This window comes from Thiohalobacter sp. COW1 (genome assembly GCF_016629505.1).
In the GTDB taxonomy this organism is placed as follows: Bacteria; Pseudomonadota; Gammaproteobacteria; order Thiohalobacterales; family Thiohalobacteraceae; genus Thiohalobacter; species Thiohalobacter thiocyanaticus_A.
This window is the reverse complement of the sequence record NZ_AP024239.1, coordinates 3,231,021-3,255,000: the sequence shown is the minus strand read 5'-3', so window position 1 is coordinate 3,255,000 and position 23,980 is coordinate 3,231,021. Positions and strand designations below refer to the sequence as shown.

Sequence of the window (23,980 nt, the reverse complement as noted above, 5' to 3'; positions counted from 1 at the left end):
GGCGGCCAGCGCGTATTCCGGCATCTCGTCGGGCATTGCGCCCTTCTGGAAACGGGCAACGAAGTTCTCCCTGGCCGTATCCGCCTCCGACCGGCTGTGGAAGCGGGTGATGATCTCCTCTGCCAGCTCGAACTTCACATCGCGCGGATTGCGCCCCTCCCCGATCTCGCGTTTCAGCGCTTCAATCTCGGTTAGCGGGCGCAGGCTCAGCAGCTCGAAGTAGCGCCACATCAGATCATCGGAGATAGACATCAGCTTGCCGAACATCTCATCCGGCGCCTCGGTGATGCCGATATAGTTATTGAGCGACTTGGACATCTTCTGCACACCATCCAGCCCCTCGAGGATCGGCATGGTCAGAACCACCTGCGGCTTCTGGCCGTACACTTCCTGTAATTGCCGCCCTACCAGGAGATTGAACTTCTGATCGGTACCGCCAAGTTCAACATCGGCCTTCAACGCCACCGAGTCATAACCCTGGATCAGCGGATAGAGAAACTCGTGAATGGCGATGGCCTGGCCGCTGGTATAGCGCTTGTGGAAATCATCGCGCTCCAGCATACGGGCCACCGTGTGCTTCGAGGCCAGCTGGATCAGATCGGTAACGTCCATATCGTTCATCCAGCTGGAGTTGAACATCACCAGCGTCTTTTCCGGATCCAGGATCTTGAAGATCTGCGCCTCGTAGGTGCGGGCGTTGTCGATCACCTCGTCGCGGGTGAGTGGCTTGCGGGTGACGTTCTTGCCGGTGGGATCACCGATCATGCCGGTGAAATCGCCGATCAGGAAGATGGCCTCGTGTCCCATCTCCTGAAACTGGCGCAATTTGTTCAGCAGCACTGTATGCCCCAGATGCAGATCCGGCGCGGTGGGATCGAAGCCGGCCTTGATGCGCAGCGTGCGGCCGCTGCCGAGCCGCTCGAGCAACTCAGCCTCGACCAGGATCTCGTTCGCCCCACGGCGAATCTCTTCTAGTGCCTGTTGCGGTGTCAGCATGGAATCTCCGGCTTCATTCTGGATGGCGTCTGAGCGCGCCCAAAAGGCGCACAAGTTAACATACTGCAACGAAAGGGACGCGCTAGACTCAAATTCCAGTCGCTCCCGACCGATACCCGGGAAGCAGGGCAGAACACAAAGGGCATGAATCCTGCTATATCCGGAGGCAGTGCACGGCCCATTGACGCCGCCGCCGATCCCGGTTAACTTCTACGAGGCAAATTATAAGGAAATTCCGTGACCTACTCATCCGTCATCAAAAAGGACTACAAGTCCGTGCTGGAGCCGGAACGCGGCGCCCGCCGACGCCTCCATCCCCTGCACTGGCTGGTGCTGGGTGCCGTCGCGGTTTCGGGTATATTCCTTTATACCTCCGCACCGGAGCAGGCCTCGGCGAATCTGGAGTCCGCGCAGCCGGAGACGGCGGGCACCGCGGCCGAACAGGCACTGGATTCCATTTATAAACAAGATATTATCGCGCTTCCCGGACAGGCTGCGCCGGCCCCCGCCTCGGCATCGGCATCTGCGTCGGGCGAGCCGGAGGACGCCCCCGGCAGCGCCCGTGCCGCGCCCGACCAGCCCGAGTCCGGGACTGCTCCCCGCGCCATCCCCGTCACCGCAGCCCCGGCCGAATCCGCTCCCGAGGCCCGCAGCGCCGGAATCCAGGCGCCGACTGAACTGCCCTGGCGCGAGGTCACGGTCAATCCCGGCGACAGCCTGGCCCGGATCTTCTCCCGGCTGGATCTCAGCCCGCGCAGCCTGCACGAAATCATCCATCTGTCCGATGAGACCCGGCGTCTGACCCGCATCCACCCGGGCGAGAAGCTGCAGGTCCGCATCGACGACGCCCAGGGCATTGCGGCACTGCGCTACGAATACGACCGCATGCACGCCCTGCTGGTGAGCCGCACCGAGGACGGCGGCTTCGAGGCCCGCGAGGTCATCCGCGAGCCGCAGCGCAGCCAGGTCACGGCCACCGCTGAGATCGACAGTTCCCTGTTTCTGGCCGGTCAGGACGCCGGGCTGACCGACAACCTTATTATGGAACTGGCCGGCATCTTCGGCTGGGACATCGACTTCGCCCTGGATATCCGCAAGGGCGACCGCTTCAGCGTGCTCTACGAAGAACTCTATCTGGAAGGCGAGAAGATCGGCACCGGCGAGATCCTGGCCGCCGAGTTCGTCAGCCAGGGCCGCACCTTCCGGGCCGTGCGCTATACCACCGCCGAGGGCCGCAGCGATTACTATGCCCCGGACGGGCGCAGCATGCGCAAGGCCTTCCTGCGCACCCCGGTGGCCTTCTCGCGCATCAGTTCGCGCTTCAACCTCAAGCGCAAGCACCCGGTGCTCAACCGCATCCGCGCCCACAAGGGGGTGGATTACGCCGCGCCCTACGGCACCCCGATCAAGGCCACCGGCAGCGGCAAGATCGTCTTCCAGGGCACCAAGGGCGGCTATGGACGCACCGTCATCCTGCAGCATGGCACCCGCTACAGCACCCTGTATGCCCACATGTCACGCCATGCCCGCGGCCTGAAGACCGGCAGCCGGGTGCAGCAGGGCCAGGTCATCGGCTATATCGGCAAATCCGGCCTGGCCACCGGCCCGCATCTGCACTATGAATTCCGCATCGACGGCGCGCACCGCAATCCGCTGACCGTGGACCTGCCCGCCGCCGAACCGATCGAAGCCCGCTACCGCGAGGATTTCGAGTCCACGGCTGCACAACTCCTGGCCGAACTGGAACTGGCCGTGCCGGGCACCGCCAGCCAGGTGGCAATGAACCGGCAGGAGTAGGACCGCCGCGCCGCATCTTCCCTACGGGGGATCTATGGACACCTTCATCGGCCTGATGTCGGGCACCAGCCTCGATGGCATCGACGCCGTAGCGGTACGCTTCCCCCCGGGCCGGGTCGAACTGCTGGCCGCCCGCACCTTTCCCTTTGATACCCATTTGCGCACCGAACTGCTGGGGCTGATCCAGTCCACCGGCGCCGGCCTGCTGGACCGGCTGGGCGAGCTCGACCATCGCCTCGGTCTGCTCTCCGCCGAGGCCGTTTCCGCAGTCTGCGAGCAGGCCGGGCTTGCCGCCGACCAGGTCGCGGCAATTGGCAGCCACGGCCTGACGGTGCTGCACCGCCCGGACGGCCCGCACCCCTTCACCCTGCAGATCGGCGATCCCAACCTGATCGCCGAGCGCACCGGTATCACCACCGTGGCCGACTTCCGCCGCCGCGACATCGCCGCCGGCGGCCAGGGCGCTCCCCTGGTTCCGGCCTTCCACGCAGCGCTGTTCACCCGCGCGGGCAGCCCCCGCGTGGTGGCCAACATCGGCGGCATGGCCAATCTCACCCTGCTCCCGGGCAACGAGGAGACGCCGGTCACCGGCTTCGATACCGGCCCCGGCAATGTGCTGCTCGACGGCTGGATCCAGCAGCAGCAGGGCCGGCCCTACGACCGCGACGGTGCCTGGTCGGCCACGGGCCGGGTCGACGAGGCCCTGCTCGCCGGACTGCTGGACGATCCCTATTTCCGCCAACCGCCACCCAAGAGCACCGGCCGGGAGCACTTCAATCTGAACTGGCTGCAGCAGCGGCTGCTGGGGTCAGACCGCGCCCCCGAGGACGTGCAGGCCACCCTGGCGGAACTGACCGCCGCCAGCCTGGCCGAGGCCGTACTGCGCGCGGCACAGGATGCAGCGGAACTGATCGTCTGCGGCGGCGGGGCCTATAACCCGGACCTGCTGCGGCGCATCGCTGCACGACTGCCGGACATGAAATTGAGCGTTTCCGATGACTATGGCCTGGCGGCGGAATGGGTGGAGGGCGCGGCCTTTGCCTGGCTGGCACGGGAAGCCCTGTACGGCAGACCCGGGAACGTGCCGAGCGTCACCGGGGCCCGGGGGGAGCGGATACTGGGGGGGATCTATCCGGGCAGCGACAAGCTGCAGGATACAGGAGGCAGGTAACGCTACCGCGCCTCGATCGCCACATAGGCCCGCACTGCCTCCCCGGTATACACCTGGGTCGGGCGGAAGATGCGATTGTCCTTGAGTTGTTCGCGCCAGTGGGCCAGCCAGCCGGCGCAGCGGGCCACAGCGAAGATGGAAGTGAACTGGTCGCCGGGGATGCCCATTTCCGAGTAGAGGATACCGGAATAGTAATCCACGTTCGGGTACACCCCCTTGGGCCCGAGCCGCTCCGCCGCGGCCTCCTCCAGCGCCACCGCGGTCTCGAACAGCGGACTGATCTGGCCGCCGCGCTCCTTCATCAGCTCCAGCATCATGTTCTGCAGGATGGTGGCGCGCGGGTCCTTGACCTTGTATTCCCGGTGGCCCATGCCCCAGATCTTGCGCTTCTCTGCCAGTTGCGCCTCCAGCCAGGGTCTGGCGTTCTCCGGCCGGCCGATCTCCTGCAGCATCTCCAGCACCCGCTGGTTGGCCCCGCCATGCAGCGGCCCGGCCAGGGTACCGATGGCCGCGGCCACCACCAGGTAAGGGTTGGTCAGGGTGGAGCCGGCCACCAGGGCGGCGAAGGTCGAGGCGTTGATGGTGTGCTCGGCGTGCAGGATCAGCGAGGCATCCAGGATCCGCGCCAGCAGCGGATCGGGCTCCTCGCCGGTGAACATGTACAGCAGGTTCTCGGCATAACCCAGGTCCTTGCGCGGGGAGATGGGGTCGTAGCCGTTGCGCAGGTGCTCCCACATCGCCACCAGGGTCGCCATGCGCGCCAGTATCTTCACTGACATGTTATGGATGTAGTCCGTATCCTCGCACATGTCGGCCCCGCTCAGGCATTCCTCGCCGGAGTAGAACATGGCCAGCGCAGCCACGGCGGACTGCAGCATCTCCATGGGATGGCCGGTGGCGGGCAGGTATTTCATGATCTCGCGGATGTTGTACCTGACCGGGCGGTTGTTGCGCAGCCGGCGGTCGAATTCCTCCAGTTCGACGGCGGTAGGCAGGCGGCCATCGAGCAGCAGCAGGGCGGTCTCTTCGAAGTTGCTGTAGCGCGCCAGTTCACCGATCTCGTAGCCGCGGTAGGTCAGGATGCCCCGGCTGCCGTCAAGGTCCGAGATATTGGATTTGGTGGCGGGAACGCCTTCCAGGCCGGGCAGATATTCACTCATGGTTCATCCCCTGCTGCAGCCTTCAGGCCGTATTTGCGACGTTCTTCCCCGAGGGCAATTCCATGGGATCTGCGCCGCGGCAATCTCCGAACGACGCAGGTGCAGTATGAGATTGCCACGCTGCGCGCATAGAATCCCTTCGGGCTTCATCATGGGTACCCTACCCTGCGGGTCAGGGCACCGCAATGACACAAACGGGGCTCCGGAAATGCGAAAGGGGCGCCCGAGGGCGCCCCTTTCGCGGGCAGGAGAAGCCGACGGATCAGGACGGCGAGAAGGAGGAGCCGCAGCCGCAGGTCGTGGTCGCGTTGGGGTTGCGGATCACGAACTGGGCCCCGTTGAGGTCTTCCTTGTAGTCGATCTCGGCGCCGACTAGGTACTGGAAGCTCATCGGGTCGATCAGCAGGGTCACACCGCACTGCTCGACGCTGGTGTCACCGTCCTTGATCTCCTCGTCGAAGGTGAAACCGTACTGGAACCCCGAGCAGCCGCCGCCGGAAATGAAGACGCGCAGCTTCAGGTTCGGGTTGTCCTCTTCCTCGATCAGGCCCTTGACCTTCAGCGCCGCTGCCTCGGTGAAGATCAGCGGGGATTCTTCAGGGGTTTCGACTGCTGCGTTTTCGCTCATGTTCATACTCCGGTTGAAGCGTTTTTCGGAACTGCGGGGCATTATGCAGTTCCTGAGCGTAGCAGTCAAGAATTGTCCTGTGCCACCAGCTGCGGCGGCGACAGGTCTTTCCCTTTTGATTCAATGGGTTTCTTGGTGACAGCCGGCGCCTTGGCGCCCTGGTGGACCAGATTGCCATTGACCTCGGCCCCCATCGCCATCTCCAGCAGGTGGTAATAGACATTGCCCGTCACCCGCGCCTGCTGACCCAGTTCGATGCGGCCACTGACATGCACGTCGCCCTCGACCTGGCCGTTGAGCACCACGTTCGCCACCCGGACCTCGCCCTGGATCCGGCCGCGCTCGCTGAGCATCAGCACGGCCTCGTTCTCGCCGTCGCTGCTGACATTGCCGACGATGCTCCCGTCCACATGCAGTCCGCCGGAAAACTTCAGATCGCCGGTCAGGACCGTATCCTGGCCCACCAGGGTGTCGATCCGGCCGCTCTGGTGCTTGCGTTTATTCCCCCACATTGGCGTTCTCCTCTGTTGCGGGTATGCCTGCCGCGGTCTTCCAGGCGAAGGTCCAGTGCTGCGCCTCGCCGCCGCCCCGGGGCTGTGCCCGGACCTCCACTTCGCGGGCCGTGAAGCCGGCGGGCAGGGTCCAGTTGCCCTCGATGACCTGAAAGTAGCGGTAGCGATAACGGATGGCCGCGGCCGCTTCCGGGTCGGGGGACAGGCTGGCGTGGTCGTAGGCGATCGCCGCGCCGTCCCGGGTCCCCCTGACGTTGAATTCGATCTCGCCCTGGGCGAGCTGGTCGTTGCTGCCGATCTGCACCATGACCAGGCGGAACCGGAAGCTGCGCGGCCCCAACCCCCGCGTCAGGCTGAAATCCTGGGCATGGATGCCCTCGATCTCGCGCTCCGGCGCCATGATGCCGCGATAGAAGGCCAGTTCCTCGCGCAGGGCGGTGATGGTCTGCTCCAGTTGCGCACGGCTGCGGCGATAGTCGGCGTAGGCCTGCTGATCGATCTGTCGGGCCCGCTCGGCCGCGGCGAACTGGCGCTGCAGTTCGCTGTTGCGTTCCTCGAGCACCGCCACCCGTTGCTGCAGGTCGTCGCGCTCCAGCCGCAGCCGGGTCAGCGCCTCGCGGGAGTGCGATCCTCCCCAGGTGTATAACAGCCAGCCCCCGGCCAGCACCAGGAACAGGGTCACAAGAACCGCCAGGCGCACGGTCCAGCGCCGGAGGATCAGAACCTCGGTCTTGCCTGTACCCAGCATCCTCAGGCCGGTCCTAGGGCAGCAGCGCCGCCGCGCCCAGCCCGGTGGTCTCGTCGAGGCCGAACATCAGGTTCATGTTCTGCACCGCCTGGCCGGCCGCACCCTTGACCAGGTTGTCGATCACCGACAGCACCACCACGGTCTGCCCGCCGCGCGGATGATGCACAGCCAGGCGGCAGTGGTTGGCGCCGCGCACGCTGCGCGTCTCGGGATGTGCGCCCAACGGCATCACATCCACGAAGGGCTCGTCGGCGTAGCGCTGCTCGAACAGCGACTGCAGATCGGCCGCGGCGCCCGTCAGCCGGGCATAGAGGGTGGCATGGATGCCGCGGATCATCGGCGTCAGGTGCGGCACGAAGGTCAACTCCACCGGCTGCTGCGTGGCGGCCCGCAGCCCCTGCCGGATCTCCGGCTGGTGGCGGTGTCCGGCCACGCCGTAGGCCTTCATGTTCTCGCTGGCCTCGGCCAGCAGGGTACCGACGGCGGCCTTGCGCCCGGCCCCGCTCACCCCCGACTTGGTATCGGCGATGAGATTGCCGGGCTCGACGAGCCCCTGTTCCAGCAACGGCAGGAAACCCAGCTGCACCGCGGTGGGATAGCAGCCCGGATTGGCCACCAGCCGGGCACCGCGCACGGCCTCGCGGTTGACCTCGGGCAGGCCGTAGACGGCCTCGGCCAGCAACTCCGGGCAGGCATGCGGCATCCCGTACCAGTGCTCCCATGCGGCCGGGTCGCGCAGGCGGAAATCGGCGGCCAGATCGATGACCTTCACGCCGGCGGCCAGCAGATCGGGGACCAGTTGCATGGCCGTGCCGTTGGGCGTGGCGAAGAAGACCAGGTCGCAGCCCGGCAGATCGGATTCGTCCGGGTGGGTGAACACCAGATCCACATGACCGCGCAGGTTCGGAAACAGATCGGCCAGATGCCGGCCCGCCTCGCCGCGCGACGTCACCGCCCGCAGATCGACCTGCGGATGCGCGGCCAGCAGCCGCAGCAACTCCACCCCGGTGTACCCGGTTCCACCTACTACTCCGACCTTGATCATGAGCCTGTTTCCCATCGGGCCTGCGGCCCGGATTCACGTGTCCATCCTCGAACTGAACGCGTCGGTACATCCCGGCGCCGTTCGACTGACGCCTGCGGTATTCAAGCAATAACCTTGCCGACACCGACCGGCGTGGTTAGCATGGTATGAAATTTACCCGCCTGCTGCACCCGATTGTCCTCCGCGGGGCGGACAGGGCCCTCGTGGCCGCGGACACAATCAAACCTGATCATCCCATGCTGCAACGAATCCGCCGCTCCAGTCGCCGTCTGCTCTCGCCCGACGTCTGGAAGGTCCGCATCCTGTTCTGGAGCGGTGCGGTGCTGGTCGGCCTGCTCGCCACCCTGTTCGCCTGGGGCACCGAGTGGGCCAACCACCTGTTCAGCCGGGAGGTCGTCGCACGCAGCGCCTGGCTGCCCCTGCTGATCACGCCGCTGGGCCTGCTGCTGATCGTCTGGCTGACCCGCCGCTTCGTGCCGGAGGCGCGCGGCAGCGGGATCCCGCAGGCCATCGCCGCGCTCAGTCTGACCGACCACAACAACCGCAGCCGGCTGCTCTCGTTCCGCATCGCCCTGGGCAAGATCGGCCTGTGCTGGCTGGGCATGCTCAGCGGCGCCTCCATCGGCCGCGAAGGGCCGACGGTGCATATCGGCGCGGCCATCATGTTCTCGCTGGGCCGTTTCGCCCGCTTCCCGCACCAATACATGGACCGGGGACTGATCCTGGCCGGCGGCGCGGCCGGCATTGCGGCGGCCTTCAACACGCCGCTGGCCGGTATCCTGTTCGCCATCGAGGAGATGGGGCGCTCGTTCGAGGAACGCACCAGCGGCACCCTGCTCACGGCCGTGTTCCTGGCCGGCATCACCGCCGTGGCGCTCCAGGGCAATTACACCTATTTCGGTACCAGCGCGGCCCTGCTCGCCCCGGGCGAGATGCTGATTCCCATCCTGGTCTGCGGCGTGGTCGGCGGCATCCTCGGCGGCGGCTTCTCCCAGCTGTTGCTGTGGAGCACCCGGCGTCTGGCCGGCCTGGGTCGGCGCCACCCCTACGCCCTGGCCCTGACCTGCGGTCTGCTGATTGCCGGCATCGGAATCCTGGCCGGCGGCACCACCTACGGCACCGGTTACGCCCAGGCCCAGGCCATCATCACCGAAAGCGGCGAGTCCGGGACCGGATTCGCCCTGCTCAAGATGCTGGCGACCTGGGTCTCCTACCTCAGCGGCATCCCGGGCGGCATCTTCGCCCCCTCGCTGGCGGCCGGCGCCGGCGTGGGCGCCGGCCTGGCGGACTGGCTGCCGGCCTTCCCTGCCGCCGCGATCATCATCCTCGGCATGACCGCCTATTTCACCGGCGTGGTGCAGACCCCCATCACCGCCTTCGTCATCATCATGGAAATGACCGACAACACCGACCTGCTGCTGCCGTTGATGGCCACGGCCTTCATCGCCTACGCCGTCTCCCGCGTGCTGTGTCCTCAGCCCCTGTACCGCGCCCTGGCCGAGCAGTTTCTCGCCACGGCGCGACCCGCCAAGGACAAATCCCTATAATGGTTTTCCCGGGCAACTGAGGGCACGGCATGGATCCGGTCGTACAAACCATCGCACTGACCATGGGCGTGGCCTGGGCCAGCGGCATCAACCTGTATGCCGCCGTCTTCATGCTCGGCTACATGGGTATGACCGGCCACATGGAACTGCCGCCGGACCTGCAGGTGCTGGCCGACCCGCTGGTGCTGGCCGCGGCCGGCTTCATGTACTGCGTGGAGTTCTTCGCCGACAAGACCCCCGGCGTGGACACCGGCTGGGACGGCATCCACACCTTCATCCGCATTCCGGCCGGGGCGATCCTGGCGGCCGGCGCAGTGGGCGATGTCAGCCAGGCGGCCCAGATCGCCGCCGGCCTGGTCGGCGGCAGCCTGGCGGCCGGGGCGCATGCCACCAAGGCCGGGTCGCGGGTGCTGGTCAACACCTCGCCCGAGCCCCTGAGCAACTGGGCCGCCTCGCTCGGGGAGGATGTCGTCGTCATCGCCGGGCTGTGGACAGCATTGAATCATCCCTGGATCTTTCTGGGCCTGCTGCTTGTCTTTATCCTTGCCATGATCTGGTTGCTGCCGAAGTTGTGGCGCGGCATCCGCCGGGTCTTCCGTTTTCTGATCAATCGCATCAGCGGCCGGCGCGAGGCACAGGCCTCGCCACCGCAACCGCTAAACCGACCCACTCTGCCCGGGCAGGAGGACAGACACACCCCATGAAAACCAAGGACATTCTCATCGGCCTGACGGCCTTTGCCCTGATCGGCCTGCTGGCCTTCATCTGGCTGGCCCCGGGCGGCCACAAGCCGGCGCCGGCCCTGAGCCTGACCACACTGGACGGCGAGCAGCTGTCGCTGACCGGGTTGCGCGGCCAGCCGGTACTGGTGACCTTCTGGGCCACCGACTGCCCCGGCTGCGTCAAGGAGATCCCCCACCTGATCGAACTGCACGAGGATTACGGTCCGGACGGCCTGACCATCCTGGCCATCGCCATGGCCTACGATCCGCCCAACCACGTCGTGGCCATGCGCGAGGCCCGCGACCTGCCCTATCGGATCGCACTGGACGTCAACGGTGAAGCCGCGCGCGCCTTCGGCAATGTCAACGTCACGCCGACCTCCTTCCTGATCAACCCGCAGGGGCGCATCGTGCGCCACAAGCTGGGCGAGATGGATATGAGCAAGGTGCGGGCGCAGATCGAGGGGATGCTGGGGACGTGAAAAGTCAGAAGTGAGGAGTGAGGTGGAGTAGAAACGATTTTTCCGCCTCCCCCTCTCACTCCTTACCCCTTACTCCTTACTCCTTACTCCTTACTCCTCACTTTCCATGAACGGTAAACCAAATGCTCTGGATAAAAGCCTTCCACGTCATCTTCATGGTCACCTGGTTCGCCGGGCTGTTCTACCTGCCGCGGCTGTTCGTCTATCACGCCGATCTGCCGGTCGACGATACCGCCGGCAATGAGCGCTTCAAGGTGATGGAGCGCAAGCTGTTCGCCATCATGACCATCGGTGCCGTCGTCACCGCCGTGTTCGGGCTCTGGCTGCTGTTCGGCTACCATCTCCCCACCCTCACCGCCAGCCTGTGGCTGCCGCTCAAACTGGTGCTGGTCGCCGGCCTGATCGTCTACCACTTCCTGTGCTGGCAGAAGGTCCGCGCCTTCCGCGAGGACCGCAATCCCCACACCCACGTCTACTACCGCTGGTTCAACGAAGTCCCCGCCCTGGCCCTGATTGCGGTGGTGGTGCTGGCAGTGGTCCGGCCGTTCTGACGGTCCCGGCTCAGCCAAACCGCCCTTTCGTCACAAAAATCCCTGAATATCAATAGACTGTGTCTTCACCCTGGATATTATTTTTAATAATAACGATTAGTATTCGCCATTAGTTTAGTTATAGAATTTGTACCCAATTTGATCAGCCACTCACACAAATGAAAATTAAGGGAGTTATTCCGAATGAAACCAACCGCTCTTGCCCTGTCCATCGGCGCCCTGCTCGCCTGCCTGAGCGTTGCCGGATGCAAGAATGAAAAAGCCCCCCAGCGCGATCGAACCCGAGGACCCCGCCGAAATCGCCATCGGCGAGCGCCTGTTCCTGGAAACCCGCTTCGCCCAGTTCTTTGCCGCCAACCACAACGATGTGAACCGGCCCCTGATCGCAGGCGACCCGGTGATGGAATTCACCCACACCACCACCAGGTCCCTGCCCGGCCCCTTTGCCGGCCAGTCCATGAACTGCGCGGCCTGCCACCTGGTCGACCAGCAGCTGGACCAGCCCGATGGCGGCATGCGCACCTACAGTGATCTTGCCCCGCGTTCGCCCTTCCCCGATCGCCGCGACCGCGGCGATACCCGCACCACGGCGATACGCAATGCCCAGCCACTGGTAGGCAGCGCCGTACCGCGCAATGCCGGGCTGCTGCTTCACTTCGACGGCGAGTTCGCCAGCCTGGAGGATCTGGTCGGTGACACGCTCACCGGGCGCAACTTCGGCTGGCTGCCCGACGAGAGAGACCAGGCCATTGCCCACATCGCCAGCGTGATCCGCTACGACAGCGGCCACGGCGAACTGGCCGAGGAATTCGGCGGCAGCTACACCAGGGTGCTCACCGGCACCGCGGGCGACCTGCCGGGCACGCTCGTCCTCCCCCCCGAATTCCGGGTGGACGTGGCCACCGCCACGGACCAGGAGTTGTTCGACGCCGTTGTGCAGCTGATCGCCGCCTATGTAGAAGGGCTGACGTTCGCGATGAACGCAAACGGCGCCTTCAATCTCTCCCCCTACGATGCCTTCCTGGCCGCCAACGGTCTGCCGCGCCAGCCCAACAGCGGCGAAAGCGACCAGGCCTACACCACGCGCCTGCGCACAGCACTGGATAAGCTTACGTCACCGGTTTTCATCCTTGATGACGGTGAGACGCAGACGTTCGAGTTCCATAGCCAGCCTTTCAACTTCGGCGAGCAGGAGTTGCGCGGGTTACGGGTGTTTCTGGCCCGCCAGCCCGGCGGCCCCCGCCTGAGTTCCGGTGTGGGTAACTGCGCGGCCTGCCATGCAGCACCTCACTTCACAGACTTCAAGGTGCACAATACCGGCGTGAACCAATTCGAGTACGACGCCCTGCACGGCGACGGCAGTTTCGCCGCGCTGGCCATTCCCAGCCTGGCGGCCCGCAATGCCGACTACAACGCCTATCTGCCCGCCACACCCAACCACCCGCTGGCCAGTGAACGCTTCCGTGCCGTGGCCGATGCCGATGATGCCAGCCTCACTGACCTCGGGGTATGGAACGTGTACGCCACCCCGGATCTGCCTGGGCCGCAGACGCGTCTGAAGACATTCCTGTGCGATGTGGCGCCCGGCACCGATTGCGGCAGTATCGACGACGACAGTCTGCTGACCCGTGCCATCGCCAGCTTCAAGACGCCCGGCCTGCGCGATCTGGGGCACTCCGGTCCCTACATGCACAATGGAGCATTCGAGACCATCGAAGCCGCAGTGCGTTTCTATCGGGATGCCTCGGAAATGGCGCGCGGCGCGACCCTGCGCAATGCAGACCCGCGGCTTGATGACATCGCTCTGAACGCAGATGATATTGCTGACCTGACCGCCTTCCTGAAAGCGCTGAATGAGGATTATGAATAACGCGAAATATACTGAGTGAAAAAACGCGGGCTTGTCCCGCGTTTTTTTTGGCAGAGTGCAGCTTCACTGCACCCTTTCGGCGCAGATCTCTACATCATCGACTGCAGATAGTTCTGCTCGCCCACCTTGCCCATGAGCTCCAGCTGGGTCTCCAGCCAGTCGATGTGCTCCTCCTCACTTGCGAGGATGGATTCGAACAACTCACGGCTGACATAGTCGCCGCTCTGCTCGCAATAAGCGATGGCCTCGCGCAGCAGCGGCACGGCTTCCTGCTCGAGCTTGAGGTCGCATTCCAGCATCTCACGCGTGTTCTCGCCGATATGCAACTTGCCCAGATCCTGCAGGTTCGGCAGACCGTCCAGGAACAGGATGCGCTTGATCAGCGCATCGGCGTGCTTCATCTCGTCGATGGACTCGCCGTATTCGTGTTCGTTGAGTTGACTCAAGCCCCAGTTCTCATACATGCGCGCATGCAGAAAATACTGATTGATGGCGGTCAGTTCGTTCTTGAGTGCCTTATTGAGATAGCTGATGACCTGATCGTCGCCTTTCATGGGAAATCCTTGTTGGTGTTTGAGTGACGACCAAAGAAATAACCGCAAAGCCCGGGGTATGCAACCCCGGGGACAGGAGGGATGTGGCAGCTGATGGAGGGAGTGCTTAGACCGCGACCTGCGGCTGGGCAGCCGGAGCGGCCTCGACTGCGCTGCGGGCGCAACTGTCGACCAGCTCACGGGCACAGCGGGCGCACTTGCCGCACTGGGTCGCCACGCCCAACTCGCGAGCCAGGCTGCGAACACAGCCGGCACGGCCGGTCTCGACAGCATCGCGGATCTGGCTGGAGGTAATGTTCTTGCACAGGCAGACGTACATGGATCGGGCCCTCACCGGTCGAAATCAGTTCATGGGCTCAATCCTAGTATGAACGATAATGATTCGCAATACCTTTATTGGACTTTTCTTGTTCGCTTCGGCTGCAGAAAAAGTAAAATGTTTTATTTCATGTAGTTATTTATTTGCCAGCACGTACCAGTCCGCCCAGACCCGCCTCTTCCAGGGCATTATTGAGCAGGACGCGTACGGCCACAGCCTTCTCCATCCCCAGGGCGGTCGACACCAGTTCCCGCGCCCGGGCCAGCGAAAAGGCCCGGATCACGGCCTTGACCCGGGCGATCGAGCCCACGCTCATGCTCAGGCTGTCCACGCCCAGGCCCACCAGCACCAGGGCGGCGGCCGGATCGCCGGCCATCTCGCCGCACACGCTGACCTCGCGCTCGCTGGCATGGGCCTCGTCGACGATCTGGGCCAGCGCCTGCAGGACGGCCGGGTGCAGACTGTTGTAGAGCTCGGCCACCTTGGCGTTGTTGCGATCCACCGCCAACAGATACTGGGTCAGGTCGTTGGTGCCGACGGAGAAGAAATCCACCCTTTTGGCCAGCTGCGGGATCTGGTAGATGACCGAGGGGACCTCGACCATCACCCCGATCAGCGGCAACTCGACCGCCACGCCCTCCTCGGCCAGCTCCCGGTGGGCGCGCCGGATCAGTTCCAGGGTCTCGTCGACCTCGCCCACGTCACTGATCATGGGCAGCATCAGGCGCAGATTGTTCAGGCCCTGACTGGCCCGGAGCACGGCCCGCAGCTGGGTGAGAAAGATCTCCGGGTGATCCAGCATCAGGCGGATGCCGCGCCAGCCCAGGAAGGGATTGTCCTCGTGGATGGGAAAATAGGGCAGCGCCTTGTCGCCGCCGATATCCAGGGTGCGCAGGGTCACCGGCCGCGGCGCGAAGCCCTCCAGCACCTGGCGGTAGATCTGCACCTGTTCTTCCTCGCCGGGGAAGCCGTCGCGGATCAGGAAGGGGATCTCGGTGCGGTACAGGCCCACGCCGTCGGCACCGCTGCGCAGCGAGGGCGAAATGTCCGACAGCAGGCCGGTGTTCACGTACAGCGGCACATGCACGTCGTCGGGGGTGAGCGCCGGCAGCGCGGCCAGTTCCTCCAGCCCGGCGGCCAGTTCGGCCTCCTCACCGACCAGCCGTTCGAATTCCTCCAGCATGTGGCCCGTCGGCCTGACATAGACCTGGCCGCGATAGCCGTCGATGACCAGATTCTGCTCGTCCAGCCGGTTGACCGGCAGGTCCTCCACGCCCATTACTGCGGGAATGCCGAGGGCATGCGCCAGAATGGCCACATGCGAGGAACTCGAGCCCTTCGCCGAGACGATGCCGGCCAGGTGCTGCGTCGGCACCTCGGCGAGATGCGAGGCGGTGACCTCCTCGCCGACCAGGATGGTCGGCTCGGCCACCTCCCGCACCTGAGGCTGGTCCGACTGCAGCCGCATCAGGATGCGCCGGCCCAGGTCGCGCACGTCCTCGGCACGCTCGCGCAGGTAGGCATCCTCCATGGCATCGAAGATCCTCACATGGTCGCGGATGGTCTCGCGCAGCGCCCCCGGCGCCCAGTTGCCCTCGCCGATGCGGCGCAGGGTGGGCTCGACCAGGGTGTCGCTGGAGAGCATCAGCAGCAGGGCATCGAACAGCGCCAGGTCCTCGGCCGGCAGCGAACCGCTCATGCGCCGGGACAGGGCGCGGATATCATCCTCGACCTCGGCGAGCGCCTGCCGGAAGCGCGCCCGCTCGGCCTCGACCTTTCCGGGCGGCAGGGCATGATCGGGAATGGCATCGAGATTGGCCGGCGGATAGACCACCAGCGCCTGACCCAGCGCCAGGCCCGGTGCGCCCGACAGCCCCTTCAGGGTGAAGGCGGTACCGCCGACCTCCTGCAGCAGCCGCGACACCCCGCCCGAGGCATCGGCGTGCGAGATGGCGCCGGCCAGCTGGGCCGCCAGGGTGACCAGGAAGGTCTCTTCGGTTTCGGCGAAACGGCGCACCGCGCGCTGGCGCACCACCAGCACGCCCAGCACCCGGCGATGCTGAATGATGGGCACGCCGAGAAAGCCGTGGAAGGGCTCCTCATCGGTTTCGGTGATATAGCGATAGCGCGGATGCGCGGGTCCGTCCTCGAGATTGACCGGCTCGGCGCGTTCCACCACCAGCCCCACCAGGCCCTCGCCGTCATCGAGCCGGACCATGCCGACCGCGGCCGGATTCAGGCCGTCGGTGGCCATCAGCACCAGCTGGCCGTCGGCATCGCGGAAGTACACCGAGGCCACATCGGCCCCGATGGTCTGCTTGACCCGCTGGACGATGATATTGAGCGCGGTGTTCAGGTCCGGCGCCGCATTCACCGCCTGGATGATCCGGCGCAGGCTGTCGAACATATCGGCTGGGGGCATGCCTCAGGCCTTTATCAGAATAGTGAGGGGATTATGTCCCAGATCCGGGGCGCGGCGCTAACGTCCACGGGGCAGGTGGGGATTGGGGCGGGTCAGCGTCGGGCGCGGGTCGCGAAGCGATGGCGGTTGCGCGGCAGCGGCGGCGCACCGCCGGGAAACAGCAGCGGCGCCAGTTCGCGCAGGGCACGCTTGTATACACCGCGCTTGAACGGCACCACCTCGTGCAGAGGCCGCCAGTAATCGACCCAGCGCCAGTCGTCGAACTCGGGATGATCGGTGGCGTTGAGCCGCACATCCGCCTCTTCGCCCAACAGCCGGAGCAGGAACCAGACCTGCTTCTGGCCGATGCACAGGGGCCGCGAATGACGGCGGATGTAGCGGTCGGGCAGACGGTAACGCAGCCAGCCGCGGGTCGCGCCGATGATCTCGACATGCAGGGGTGAGAGTCCGACCTCCTCATGCAACTCGCGAAAGAGCGCCTCCTCGGGGGTCTCGTCGGTGCGGATACCGCCCTGGGGGAATTGCCAGGCATTCTGACCCAGACGGCGCGCCCACAGCAGTTCCCCCTCCTGATTACTCAGGATGATGCCGACATTGGGACGATATCCATCCGGATCAATCACTTGCACACCCTTCAGGCAGGATTTCCGACATTTCTATTTTCACATAAAGCCCGGTCGGGCGGCAAATCGTACCCCGCCATGCATACGATCGCCGCTAAGCACTTGAATTTGAATGTGACCTACCCCTCGCCGCCGCAGCCGGAAGCGCCTGTGGCGGGCGGCACGGATGCGACGCGACGGAGGCTTCCAGTAGAATGCCCGCTGGCAAGGCAAGCGCATACATCTTCGACCCACACCAAGGAGAGCCGCCGGTGGCACTGGCCCTGTTCGATCTCGACAACACCCTGCTGGGCGGGGACAGCGACTATCTGTGGGGCCGGTTCCTGGTCGAGAACGGCATCGTCGACGCCGATCTCTACGAACAGGAAAACCACCGCTTCTACCAGCAGTATCAGGCGGGCACGCTGGACATCCAGGCCTTTCTCGCCTTCTCCCTGCGCCCGCTGGCCGAGCATCCGCCGGCGCAGCTGCATCGCTGGCGCGAGGCCTTCGTAAGGGAACTGATCGAACCCATCATGCTGCCGGCCGCCCGCGATCTGCTGGAACGCCACCGCAGCGCGGGTGACACCCTGGTCATCATCACCGCCACCAACCGCTTCATCACCGCGCCCATTGCCGAGCGCTTCGGGGTCGAGCACCTGCTGGCCACCGAGGTGGAACAGCACGACGGGGTCTACACCGGCCGCAGCTTCGACATCCCCTGTTTCCAGGCCGGCAAGGTCAAGCGGCTGGAGCAGTGGCTGCAGGCGAACGGCGCGGACCTGGACCGCAGCTGGTTCTACAGCGATTCGCACAATGACCTGCCGCTGCTGGAGCGGGTCACCCACCCGGTGGCGGTCGATCCCGACGATACCCTGCGCCATACCGCACTGGCCCGGGGCTGGCCGGTGATCAGTCTGCGGGAATGAGTGTGCCGTCGCGCCCGCTGTCGCTCCTGCTGCTGCTCGCGCTGCTCAGCGGACTGACTCTGCTGCTGGCCGCCGGCCTGGGCAGTGTGGAGTTGGGGCCGGCGGCCATCCTCCAGGCCCTGCTGGATCGCGGCCCCGACTGGCCCCGGACCCTGGTCTGGGAACTGCGCCTGCCGCGCGCCCTGCTGGCCTTCCAGGTCGGCGGTCTGCTGGCCCTGGCCGGGGTGCTGATGCAGGTGCTGCTGCGCAATCCGCTGGCCGACCCCTATGTACTGGGCACCTCCGGCGGCGCGGCGGTGGGTGCGCTCGGCGCCCTGCTGCTGGGCCTGTCCGGCCTGGCGGTACAGACCCTGGCCTTTGCCGGCGCCCTGCTCTCCACCCTCGTGGTATTCCAACTCGGCGGCGGCCTGCAGCGCTGGCACAGCCACCGGCTGCTGCTGACCGGCATCGTGGTCGCCGCCGGCTGGGGCGCCATCATCACCTTCCTGCTCACGATCGCGCCGGCCGAACGGGTGCACGGCCTGCTGTTCTGGCTGATGGGGGATCTCACCACTGCCGCCCCGATCCGTCTGGGCGGGCTGTGGCTGCTGCTCCTGCTGGTCGTTGCCCTCGGGCTGGGCCGCACCCTCAACCTGCTGCTGCTGGGTCAGAGCACGGCGGCCACGCTGGGCGCGGCCATCGGCCGTACCCTGGTGCTGCTGTATGTGCTGGCGGCCCTGGCCACCGCCCTGGCCGTGAGTCAGGCGGGCAGCATCGGCTTCGTCGGGCTGGTGATCCCGCACCTGATCCGGCTGCTGGGCATCCGCGACCATCGCTTCCTCATTCCCGCCGCGGCGCTGGCCGGCGGCAGTCTGCTGGTGCTGGCCGACACCCTCGGCCGTACCCTGCTCGCGCCCCAGCAGCTGCCGGTGGGTGTGGTCACCGCCTTTCTCGGCGTGCCGCTGTTCCTGTATCTGCTGACCCGCCAGGCACGGGCCACGGAGCCGGCATGAGCCTGCTGCGCACCGAACAGCTGGGCATCGATATCGGTCAGCGGCGTCTGGTCGCGGGTCTGGATCTGGTGGTGGAGCCGGGCCAGTGCTGGGCCATTCTCGGCCCCAACGGCTCGGGCAAAACCACCCTGCTGCACTGCCTGGCCCGACTGCGCCAGCCGGAGACCGGCCGCATCCTCATCGACGGGCAGCCACTGGAATCCCACCCCCGCAAGGCCCTGGCCCGGCGCCTGGGCCTGATGCCGCAGGACAATCACGACCCCTTTCCCCTGCAGCTGCGCGAGGCCGCCCTGCTGGGACGCTATCCGCATCTGGGCGGCTGGCAGTGGGAGGGGCGCGAGGAAGTGGCGCGGGTCGATCAGATCCTGGGGGAGCTCGAGTTGCTGGCGCTGGCCGAACGCAACATCCAGACCCTGTCCGGCGGCGAGCGCCGGCGCCTGGCCTTCGCCACCCTGCTGGTGCAGGACCCGGCCCTGCTGCTGCTGGACGAGCCGACCAACCACCTCGATCTGCGCCGCCAGCTCGATGTGCTGCAGCGCGTGCGCCGGAGCCTGGACCACAGCGACAAGGCCGCCCTGCTGGTGCTGCACGATGTGAATCTGGCCGCCCGTTTCTGCAATCACGTACTGATGCTGATGCCGGACGGCACCTGCCTGCAGGGCCCGGTCGACGAGCTGCTCAATGCCGGAAACCTCAGCCGGCTCTACGCCTGGCCGATGCAGTCGGTCGCAGCGGATGGTGGCCGGTTCTGGTTTCCGCAACTCTGATCAGGCGGTCGGCAGCGACGAGGAGAGGGGCGGATGTATTCGCGTTCAATCGCAGCCAGTACGACATAATTCCGCACAGCCCATGTTCATCCCCGTCTATCCGAACAAACGTTGCCACCAGCGGCGGCGATTGCCGGGCAGGGGCATGTCCGCTTCGAGATCCGCGGGCTTGAGCTTGGACAGGATCCAGCCGGGCTTGGGGGGATTGTCGGAGAAGCCGCAGCTCACACCCAGGTTGTTGGGATCGAAGATCTTCACATAGGTGGGCTGATCGAAGGAATCGGTGTAGACAATGCCGCAGTAGTCCTCTTCATGCTCACGGCGCAGCAGTACGTCCACTTCATCGATGAAACGGGCCAACTGTTCTGCCGTGGCTGAGGTCCCGGGCGGCGTCTCACCGACGGCATAGATGTACCAGCCGCCATCGGCATCGTCGCGCAGCCGCTGCCAGAGCTCATCCAGCTGGGGCCAGCGCAGCACGCCGTAGAAGCTGCCCCGAAAGGCGGCAAGAAAGGGATCCTGTGAAACCGCGGGTGCATTCCGGCTCATGCCCGAACTCCTAACATACCGATTGGTATGCCAGTCTACCCCGGCCGACGAACAGGTCAAGCCGGCCGTGTCAACTTGACCGGCCATCGGCCGCCGCGTAAAGTTCCGGCCACTTGAAATGCCTCGGGTGCCGCGCCTTCACAGCGCGGTGAAACGGGAAGCCGGCGCGAATCCCCTGGATTCAATTCCGGCGCTGCCCCCGCAACGGTAGGCGAGTCAAGACCTGTCACAGTGCCACTGCGTACGCGTGGGAAGGCGACAGGTCAGGGAAGCATACTTCCTGCTCGCGAGCCCGGAGACCGGCCCGAGGTATCCCAGGTGGCACTGCGGAGGGCGGTGCCCGCGTGGCATCCACCTCTCCCACGCAACGCCCTTCCCTTGTCATGTACACACAATAATCATGCGCACGCGGACGGGCGTGCGTTGGGAGAAATCGATGTTCAGAACCACGCTCGCGGCCGCAATCACGGCCGCTTCCGGATTCATCTCGCCTGCCGCGCCCGCGGCCGACTCGGAAGAAATGCCCCAGGTCATCGTTACCGCCACGCGGACGGCACAGACCGCCGACCAGAGCCTGGCCTCGGTCACGGTCATCGACCGGGACGAAATCGAGCGCAGCCAGGCCAGGTCCACGGTGGAACTGCTGCGCGCGAAGGCCGGCATTCACATCAGTACCAGCGGTGGCATAGGCAAGACCGATTCCGTCTTCATCCGCGGCACCAATTCCGATCATGTGCTGGTGCTGATCGACGGCGTGCGCGCCGCCTCCGCCACCCTCGGCACCTTCAACTGGGGCAACCTGCGCCCGGACCAGATCGAGCGCATCGAGGTCGTGCGCGGCCCGCGCGCCAGTCTGTACGGCTCCGACGCCGTGGGCGGCGTGATTCAGATCTTCACCCGCCGCAACGAGGGGCCGACCGCGCGCATCGGCTACGGCGGCGACGACACCCGCGAGATCGAGGCCGGCATCGGCGGCGGCGAGCGCTGGCGCTACAGCCTGCAGGCCGGCGCCCTGGACACGGACGGGATTCGCACGCTCGACCAGTCCAGCGAGAAGCACGGCTATGACAACCTGCATGCTGCGCTTGGGCTGGACGGTGAGCTGATGCCGGGGCTGGCGATGCGTTTCAACCTGACCCATGCCCACGGCACCAATGAACTCGACCCCGCCACCGGCGACATCGATTACAGGAACCAGGCCGCCAGCCTGAAGCTGGAACACATGACGACTGCGGTATGGAGCCAGTCCCTGACCCTGGGCTATGCCCTGGATGAAACGGATTCCGCCAGCCCGACCTCGCCGGCCGTGATTCAGACCAAACGCCGCAGTGCGAGCTGGCAGAACGATCTCACGGTATTCAACGGTCTGTTCACCGCCGGTATCGACTACTGGGTGGACGAGGCAAGCAAGGACCGCAACGGCGTCATCGACGAGAACATCTACAACAGTGCCGGCTTCGTCCAGCATCAGTTCAGCGCCCTGGCGAGCGACTGGACCCTGGGCCTGCGCTACGATCACCACAGCGAATTCGGCAACGAGACCACCGGCAATATCGCCTGGGGACACGACCTCCCGACCGGCACCCGCGTGATCGCTTCCTACGGCACGGCGTTCAAGGCCCCGACGGTCAACGGCCTGTTCTGGCCACGCAGTGTGGACAGCTTCTTCGGCACCACCTACATCATCCAGGGCAATCCGGATCTGCAACCGGAGGAATCGCAAACCGCTGAATTCGGTCTGCGCCATACCTTCGGGAAGGTCCGCACCGAAGCGAATCTGTTTCATACCGACCTGAAGAACCTGATCGAGTGGAGCACCGTCCAGACCGGTCCGAGCACCTTCACCTCCAGTCCGGCCAATGTGCGCGATGCCACCATCCGCGGCCTGGAGTTGATCGCCGCCGCCGACTGGGCGGGCTGGAACTTCGGCGCCGGTTACACCTACCTCGATGCGACCAACGACAGCAACGACGAACAACTCGACCGCCGGCCCGAGCATTCGCTGGACCTGACCGCGCAGCGCGACTTCGGCCGGCACGGCATCGGCATCGAGGCACTGGCCCGTTCCGAGCGCAACGACCAGAACGCCACCACCCGCCTGGCCGGCTATGGCCTGGTAAACCTGACCTACCGGTATCGCCCCGCCCCCCGGTGGCAGGTCGAAGCACGGGTGGAGAACCTGTTCGACAAGGACTATGTACTGGCTTCCAGCTTTGCCGGCGACTGGAACACGCTGGATCGCACCCTGTTCGTCTCGGTGCGCTATAACGGAGAGTGATGAAACACCGATCCGACAATGCCTGGCACCAGCAGCCGCTGCCCTGGCTTGTCATGGCATCGCTGGCGCTGCATGCGGGCCTGCTGACCTGGCAGGCGCCGTTGCAGCATGAGGTGCCGGCCCTGAGCAGTCGCAGCGGCGCGCTGGCTATCCAGCTGACCGCTGCGCCGTCACCCGCTCGGCAGCCGCCGGCGCCTGCCGCAATACGCAAAGCCGGGGATGCAGAATCCACCGGGGCTGCTGCAACCGCCGGCGACCCGCACCAGGCAAGTCCCCCGGACGCGTCAACCGCAACGCAGCCGGCCGCCCCCGACCCCGTCGCCGCGGCCGGGACCACCAGGACCGAACCCGAACGGCAGGCGTCGGTTGAACGCCCGGCACCAGCGCGCGGCGAGCGCCCGGCAGGCGCCGAACCGCAGCCGCCCGCGCACGCGGCAGCGGCGCCCGCCACCGCAGCGCCGGCACAAATGCGGGCCGAGGTTCAGGGCAGCGCCGTTCTCGAAGAGATCCGTGACGCCCTGCAGCAGCATTTCTTCTATCCGCGCCTGGCCCGGCTGCGCAACTGGGAAGGCGATGTCCTGCTCGGTTTCCAGGTCCGCAGCGACGGTCGCATCGATGACGTGGAAGTCCTGGAAAGCTCCGGCCGCGCCGTGCTCGACCAGGCCGCGCTCAGCGCCCTGCGCTCGGTCCGGCAGGTGGCCTACAATGCCGCCCACCCGGTGGACCTGCAGCTGCCGGTCGCCTATCGATTGCACTGAAAGAGGGAACACATCATGGGTCACCGCCTGTCCAAAATCTACACCCGTACCGGCGACGACGGCTGCACCGGGCTGGGCGACGGCTCACGCGTGGACAAGGACGACGCCCGGGTCGAGGCCTTCGGCACGGTCGACGAACTCAACAGTATGCTGGGAATACTGGCGGCACAGTCACTGCCAGCGGAAGTCCGCGAGGGCATCAATGCCATTCAGCATGACCTGTTCGACCTGGGCGGCGAGCTCTGCGTACCGGAGTTGGTAGCGATCGGCGACGGGCATATCCGGCGCCTGGAGGCCTGGCTCGACACCATGAACGCCGAGCTGGGATACCTGGAGGAATTCATCCTGCCGGGCGGCGTCCCGGCCGCCGCCCACTGCCACCTGGCCCGCACCGTCTGCCGCCGGGCCGAACGCCGGCTGGTCAGCCTGGCGCGCAGCACCGCTGTGAATCCGGCCGCCCTGCAGTACCTCAACCGCCTGTCCGATCTGCTGTTCGTGCTGGCCCGCCATCTGAACCGCCTGGCGGGCGAGGCGGACGTACTGTGGCAGCGCGGAAGAAACGGATAACCCACACCGCAGGT

General features: G+C 65.7%; 24 protein-coding genes and 1 riboswitch (1 of these 25 running past the window's edge). Of the genes, 13 read left to right on the top strand and 11 right to left on the bottom strand.

Annotation, left to right across the window (positions count from 1 at the left end; genetic code table 11):
• On the bottom strand, nt 1–996 hold the 5' portion of the coding sequence (tyrS, locus tag COW1_RS15410; RefSeq protein ID WP_096367132.1) for a tyrosine--tRNA ligase. It extends 210 nt beyond the left edge of the window; only the first 996 of its 1,206 coding nucleotides appear in the window; it begins with the start codon at nt 994–996; the stop codon falls past the left edge of the window.
• Between the two features lie 237 nt (nt 997–1,233).
• Here tyrS and COW1_RS15405 point away from each other — a divergent pair, with 237 nt between their 5' ends.
• Nucleotides 1,234–2,793 (top strand): OapA family protein, encoded by a 1,560-nt coding sequence (locus tag COW1_RS15405; RefSeq protein ID WP_096367133.1) that lies wholly within the window; start codon nt 1,234–1,236, stop codon nt 2,791–2,793.
• A gap of 34 nt (nt 2,794–2,827) precedes the next feature.
• Nucleotides 2,828–3,964 carry an anhydro-N-acetylmuramic acid kinase gene (locus COW1_RS15400; protein WP_201344695.1) on the top strand — a complete coding sequence of 379 codons (1,137 nt, stop codon included), beginning with the start codon at nt 2,828–2,830 and terminating at the stop codon, nt 3,962–3,964.
• 2 nt (nt 3,965–3,966) lie between these two features.
• Here the strand turns inward: COW1_RS15400 and COW1_RS15395 are convergent, their stop codons facing one another.
• From COW1_RS15395 to argC, 5 genes are all read right to left on the bottom strand, one after another.
• Entirely contained in the window at nt 3,967–5,124 is a 1,158-nt protein-coding gene (locus COW1_RS15395) for a citrate synthase (RefSeq protein ID WP_201344694.1), read from the bottom strand.
• A gap of 262 nt (nt 5,125–5,386) precedes the next feature.
• Nucleotides 5,387–5,758, bottom strand: coding sequence for an iron-sulfur cluster insertion protein ErpA (gene erpA / locus COW1_RS15390; protein WP_172844336.1), 372 nt, complete (start codon nt 5,756–5,758; stop codon nt 5,387–5,389).
• A 59-nt stretch (nt 5,759–5,817) separates the two neighbouring features.
• Nucleotides 5,818–6,264 carry a polymer-forming cytoskeletal protein gene (locus COW1_RS15385; protein ID WP_096367136.1) on the bottom strand — a complete coding sequence of 149 codons (447 nt, stop codon included), beginning with the start codon at nt 6,262–6,264 and terminating at the stop codon, nt 5,818–5,820.
• Nucleotides 6,251–7,012 (bottom strand): DUF6776 family protein, encoded by a 762-nt coding sequence (locus COW1_RS15380; protein WP_096367137.1) that lies wholly within the window; start codon nt 7,010–7,012, stop codon nt 6,251–6,253. The genes COW1_RS15385 and COW1_RS15380 overlap by 14 nt, the downstream gene beginning before the upstream one ends.
• A gap of 13 nt (nt 7,013–7,025) precedes the next feature.
• Nucleotides 7,026–8,057: an N-acetyl-gamma-glutamyl-phosphate reductase gene (gene argC, locus COW1_RS15375; protein ID WP_096367138.1), complete on the bottom strand. Its 1,032-nt coding sequence runs from the start codon at nt 8,055–8,057 to the stop codon at nt 7,026–7,028.
• Between the two features lie 236 nt (nt 8,058–8,293).
• Here argC and COW1_RS15370 point away from each other — a divergent pair, with 236 nt between their 5' ends.
• The 5 genes from COW1_RS15370 (at nt 8,294) to COW1_RS15350 (ending at nt 13,229) form a co-directional block, all read left to right on the top strand.
• Nucleotides 8,294–9,604, top strand: a complete 1,311-nt coding sequence (locus tag COW1_RS15370; RefSeq protein WP_201344693.1) for a chloride channel protein — start codon at nt 8,294–8,296, stop codon at nt 9,602–9,604.
• Nucleotides 9,605–9,633: 29 nt separating this feature from the next.
• Nucleotides 9,634–10,308, top strand: a complete 675-nt coding sequence (locus COW1_RS15365; RefSeq protein WP_201344692.1) for a DUF4126 domain-containing protein — start codon at nt 9,634–9,636, stop codon at nt 10,306–10,308.
• Complete coding sequence (locus tag COW1_RS15360) at nt 10,305–10,808, top strand: peroxiredoxin (RefSeq protein ID WP_096367140.1); 504 nt, start codon at nt 10,305–10,307, stop codon at nt 10,806–10,808. Before COW1_RS15365 ends, COW1_RS15360 begins: the two co-directional genes overlap by 4 nt.
• A 122-nt stretch (nt 10,809–10,930) precedes the next feature.
• A complete protein-coding gene (locus COW1_RS15355; protein ID WP_096367141.1) occupies nt 10,931–11,359 on the top strand; it encodes a CopD family protein in 429 nt (142 codons plus the stop codon).
• A gap of 253 nt (nt 11,360–11,612) precedes the next feature.
• Nucleotides 11,613–13,229: a cytochrome-c peroxidase gene (locus tag COW1_RS15350; protein ID WP_201344691.1), complete on the top strand. Its 1,617-nt coding sequence runs from the start codon at nt 11,613–11,615 to the stop codon at nt 13,227–13,229.
• Nucleotides 13,230–13,318: 89 nt separating this feature from the next.
• Here the strand turns inward: COW1_RS15350 and bfr are convergent, their stop codons facing one another.
• The 4 genes from bfr to COW1_RS15330 all read right to left on the bottom strand — a co-directional run bounded on the left by bfr (nt 13,319) and on the right by COW1_RS15330 (nt 17,147).
• Nucleotides 13,319–13,783 carry a bacterioferritin gene (gene bfr, locus COW1_RS15345; RefSeq protein ID WP_096367144.1) on the bottom strand — a complete coding sequence of 155 codons (465 nt, stop codon included), beginning with the start codon at nt 13,781–13,783 and terminating at the stop codon, nt 13,319–13,321.
• Between the two features lie 106 nt (nt 13,784–13,889).
• The gene (locus tag COW1_RS15340; RefSeq protein WP_096367145.1) at nt 13,890–14,102 is read right to left on the bottom strand and encodes a (2Fe-2S)-binding protein; all 213 of its coding nucleotides are present in this window, start codon (nt 14,100–14,102) and stop codon (nt 13,890–13,892) included.
• A 139-nt stretch (nt 14,103–14,241) separates the two neighbouring features.
• Nucleotides 14,242–16,509: a phosphoenolpyruvate--protein phosphotransferase gene (ptsP, locus tag COW1_RS15335; protein ID WP_096367146.1), complete on the bottom strand. Its 2,268-nt coding sequence runs from the start codon at nt 16,507–16,509 to the stop codon at nt 14,242–14,244.
• A gap of 107 nt (nt 16,510–16,616) precedes the next feature.
• On the bottom strand, nt 16,617–17,147 hold the full coding sequence (locus tag COW1_RS15330; RefSeq protein WP_172844306.1) for an RNA pyrophosphohydrolase: 531 nt from the start codon (nt 17,145–17,147) through the stop codon (nt 16,617–16,619).
• Between the two features lie 251 nt (nt 17,148–17,398).
• On the opposite strand from COW1_RS15330, the gene COW1_RS15325 reads away from it, so the two are divergent.
• Genes COW1_RS15325 through COW1_RS15315 form a run of 3 tightly spaced genes read left to right on the top strand, consistent with a single transcriptional unit; the run spans nt 17,399 to nt 19,814 of the window.
• Nucleotides 17,399–18,055: an HAD family phosphatase gene (locus tag COW1_RS15325; protein ID WP_096367148.1), complete on the top strand. Its 657-nt coding sequence runs from the start codon at nt 17,399–17,401 to the stop codon at nt 18,053–18,055.
• Nucleotides 18,052–19,047 carry an iron ABC transporter permease gene (locus COW1_RS15320; protein ID WP_201344690.1) on the top strand — a complete coding sequence of 332 codons (996 nt, stop codon included), beginning with the start codon at nt 18,052–18,054 and terminating at the stop codon, nt 19,045–19,047. The genes COW1_RS15325 and COW1_RS15320 overlap by 4 nt, the downstream gene beginning before the upstream one ends.
• Complete coding sequence (locus tag COW1_RS15315; protein WP_201344689.1) at nt 19,044–19,814, top strand: ABC transporter ATP-binding protein; 771 nt, start codon at nt 19,044–19,046, stop codon at nt 19,812–19,814. The genes COW1_RS15320 and COW1_RS15315 overlap by 4 nt, the downstream gene beginning before the upstream one ends.
• Nucleotides 19,815–19,910: 96 nt before the next feature.
• Here COW1_RS15315 and COW1_RS15310 read toward each other — a convergent pair whose 3' ends face one another.
• Nucleotides 19,911–20,363, bottom strand: a complete 453-nt coding sequence (locus COW1_RS15310) for a hypothetical protein (protein ID WP_242466450.1) — start codon at nt 20,361–20,363, stop codon at nt 19,911–19,913.
• A gap of 108 nt (nt 20,364–20,471) precedes the next feature.
• Nucleotides 20,472–20,686: riboswitch (cobalamin riboswitch) on the top strand.
• 113 nt (nt 20,687–20,799) lie between these two features.
• Between COW1_RS15310 and COW1_RS15305 the strand changes: the two genes are divergently transcribed.
• Genes COW1_RS15305 through COW1_RS15295 form a run of 3 tightly spaced genes read left to right on the top strand, consistent with a single transcriptional unit; the run spans nt 20,800 to nt 23,966 of the window.
• Nucleotides 20,800–22,641: a TonB-dependent receptor domain-containing protein gene (locus tag COW1_RS15305; RefSeq protein WP_201344688.1), complete on the top strand. Its 1,842-nt coding sequence runs from the start codon at nt 20,800–20,802 to the stop codon at nt 22,639–22,641.
• Nucleotides 22,641–23,399, top strand: a complete 759-nt coding sequence (locus tag COW1_RS15300) for an energy transducer TonB (protein WP_201344687.1) — start codon at nt 22,641–22,643, stop codon at nt 23,397–23,399. Before COW1_RS15305 ends, COW1_RS15300 begins: the two co-directional genes overlap by 1 nt.
• Before the next feature lie 15 nt (nt 23,400–23,414).
• Nucleotides 23,415–23,966 carry a cob(I)yrinic acid a,c-diamide adenosyltransferase gene (locus COW1_RS15295; protein ID WP_096367153.1) on the top strand — a complete coding sequence of 184 codons (552 nt, stop codon included), beginning with the start codon at nt 23,415–23,417 and terminating at the stop codon, nt 23,964–23,966.
• Nucleotides 23,967–23,980 lie beyond the last annotated feature (14 nt).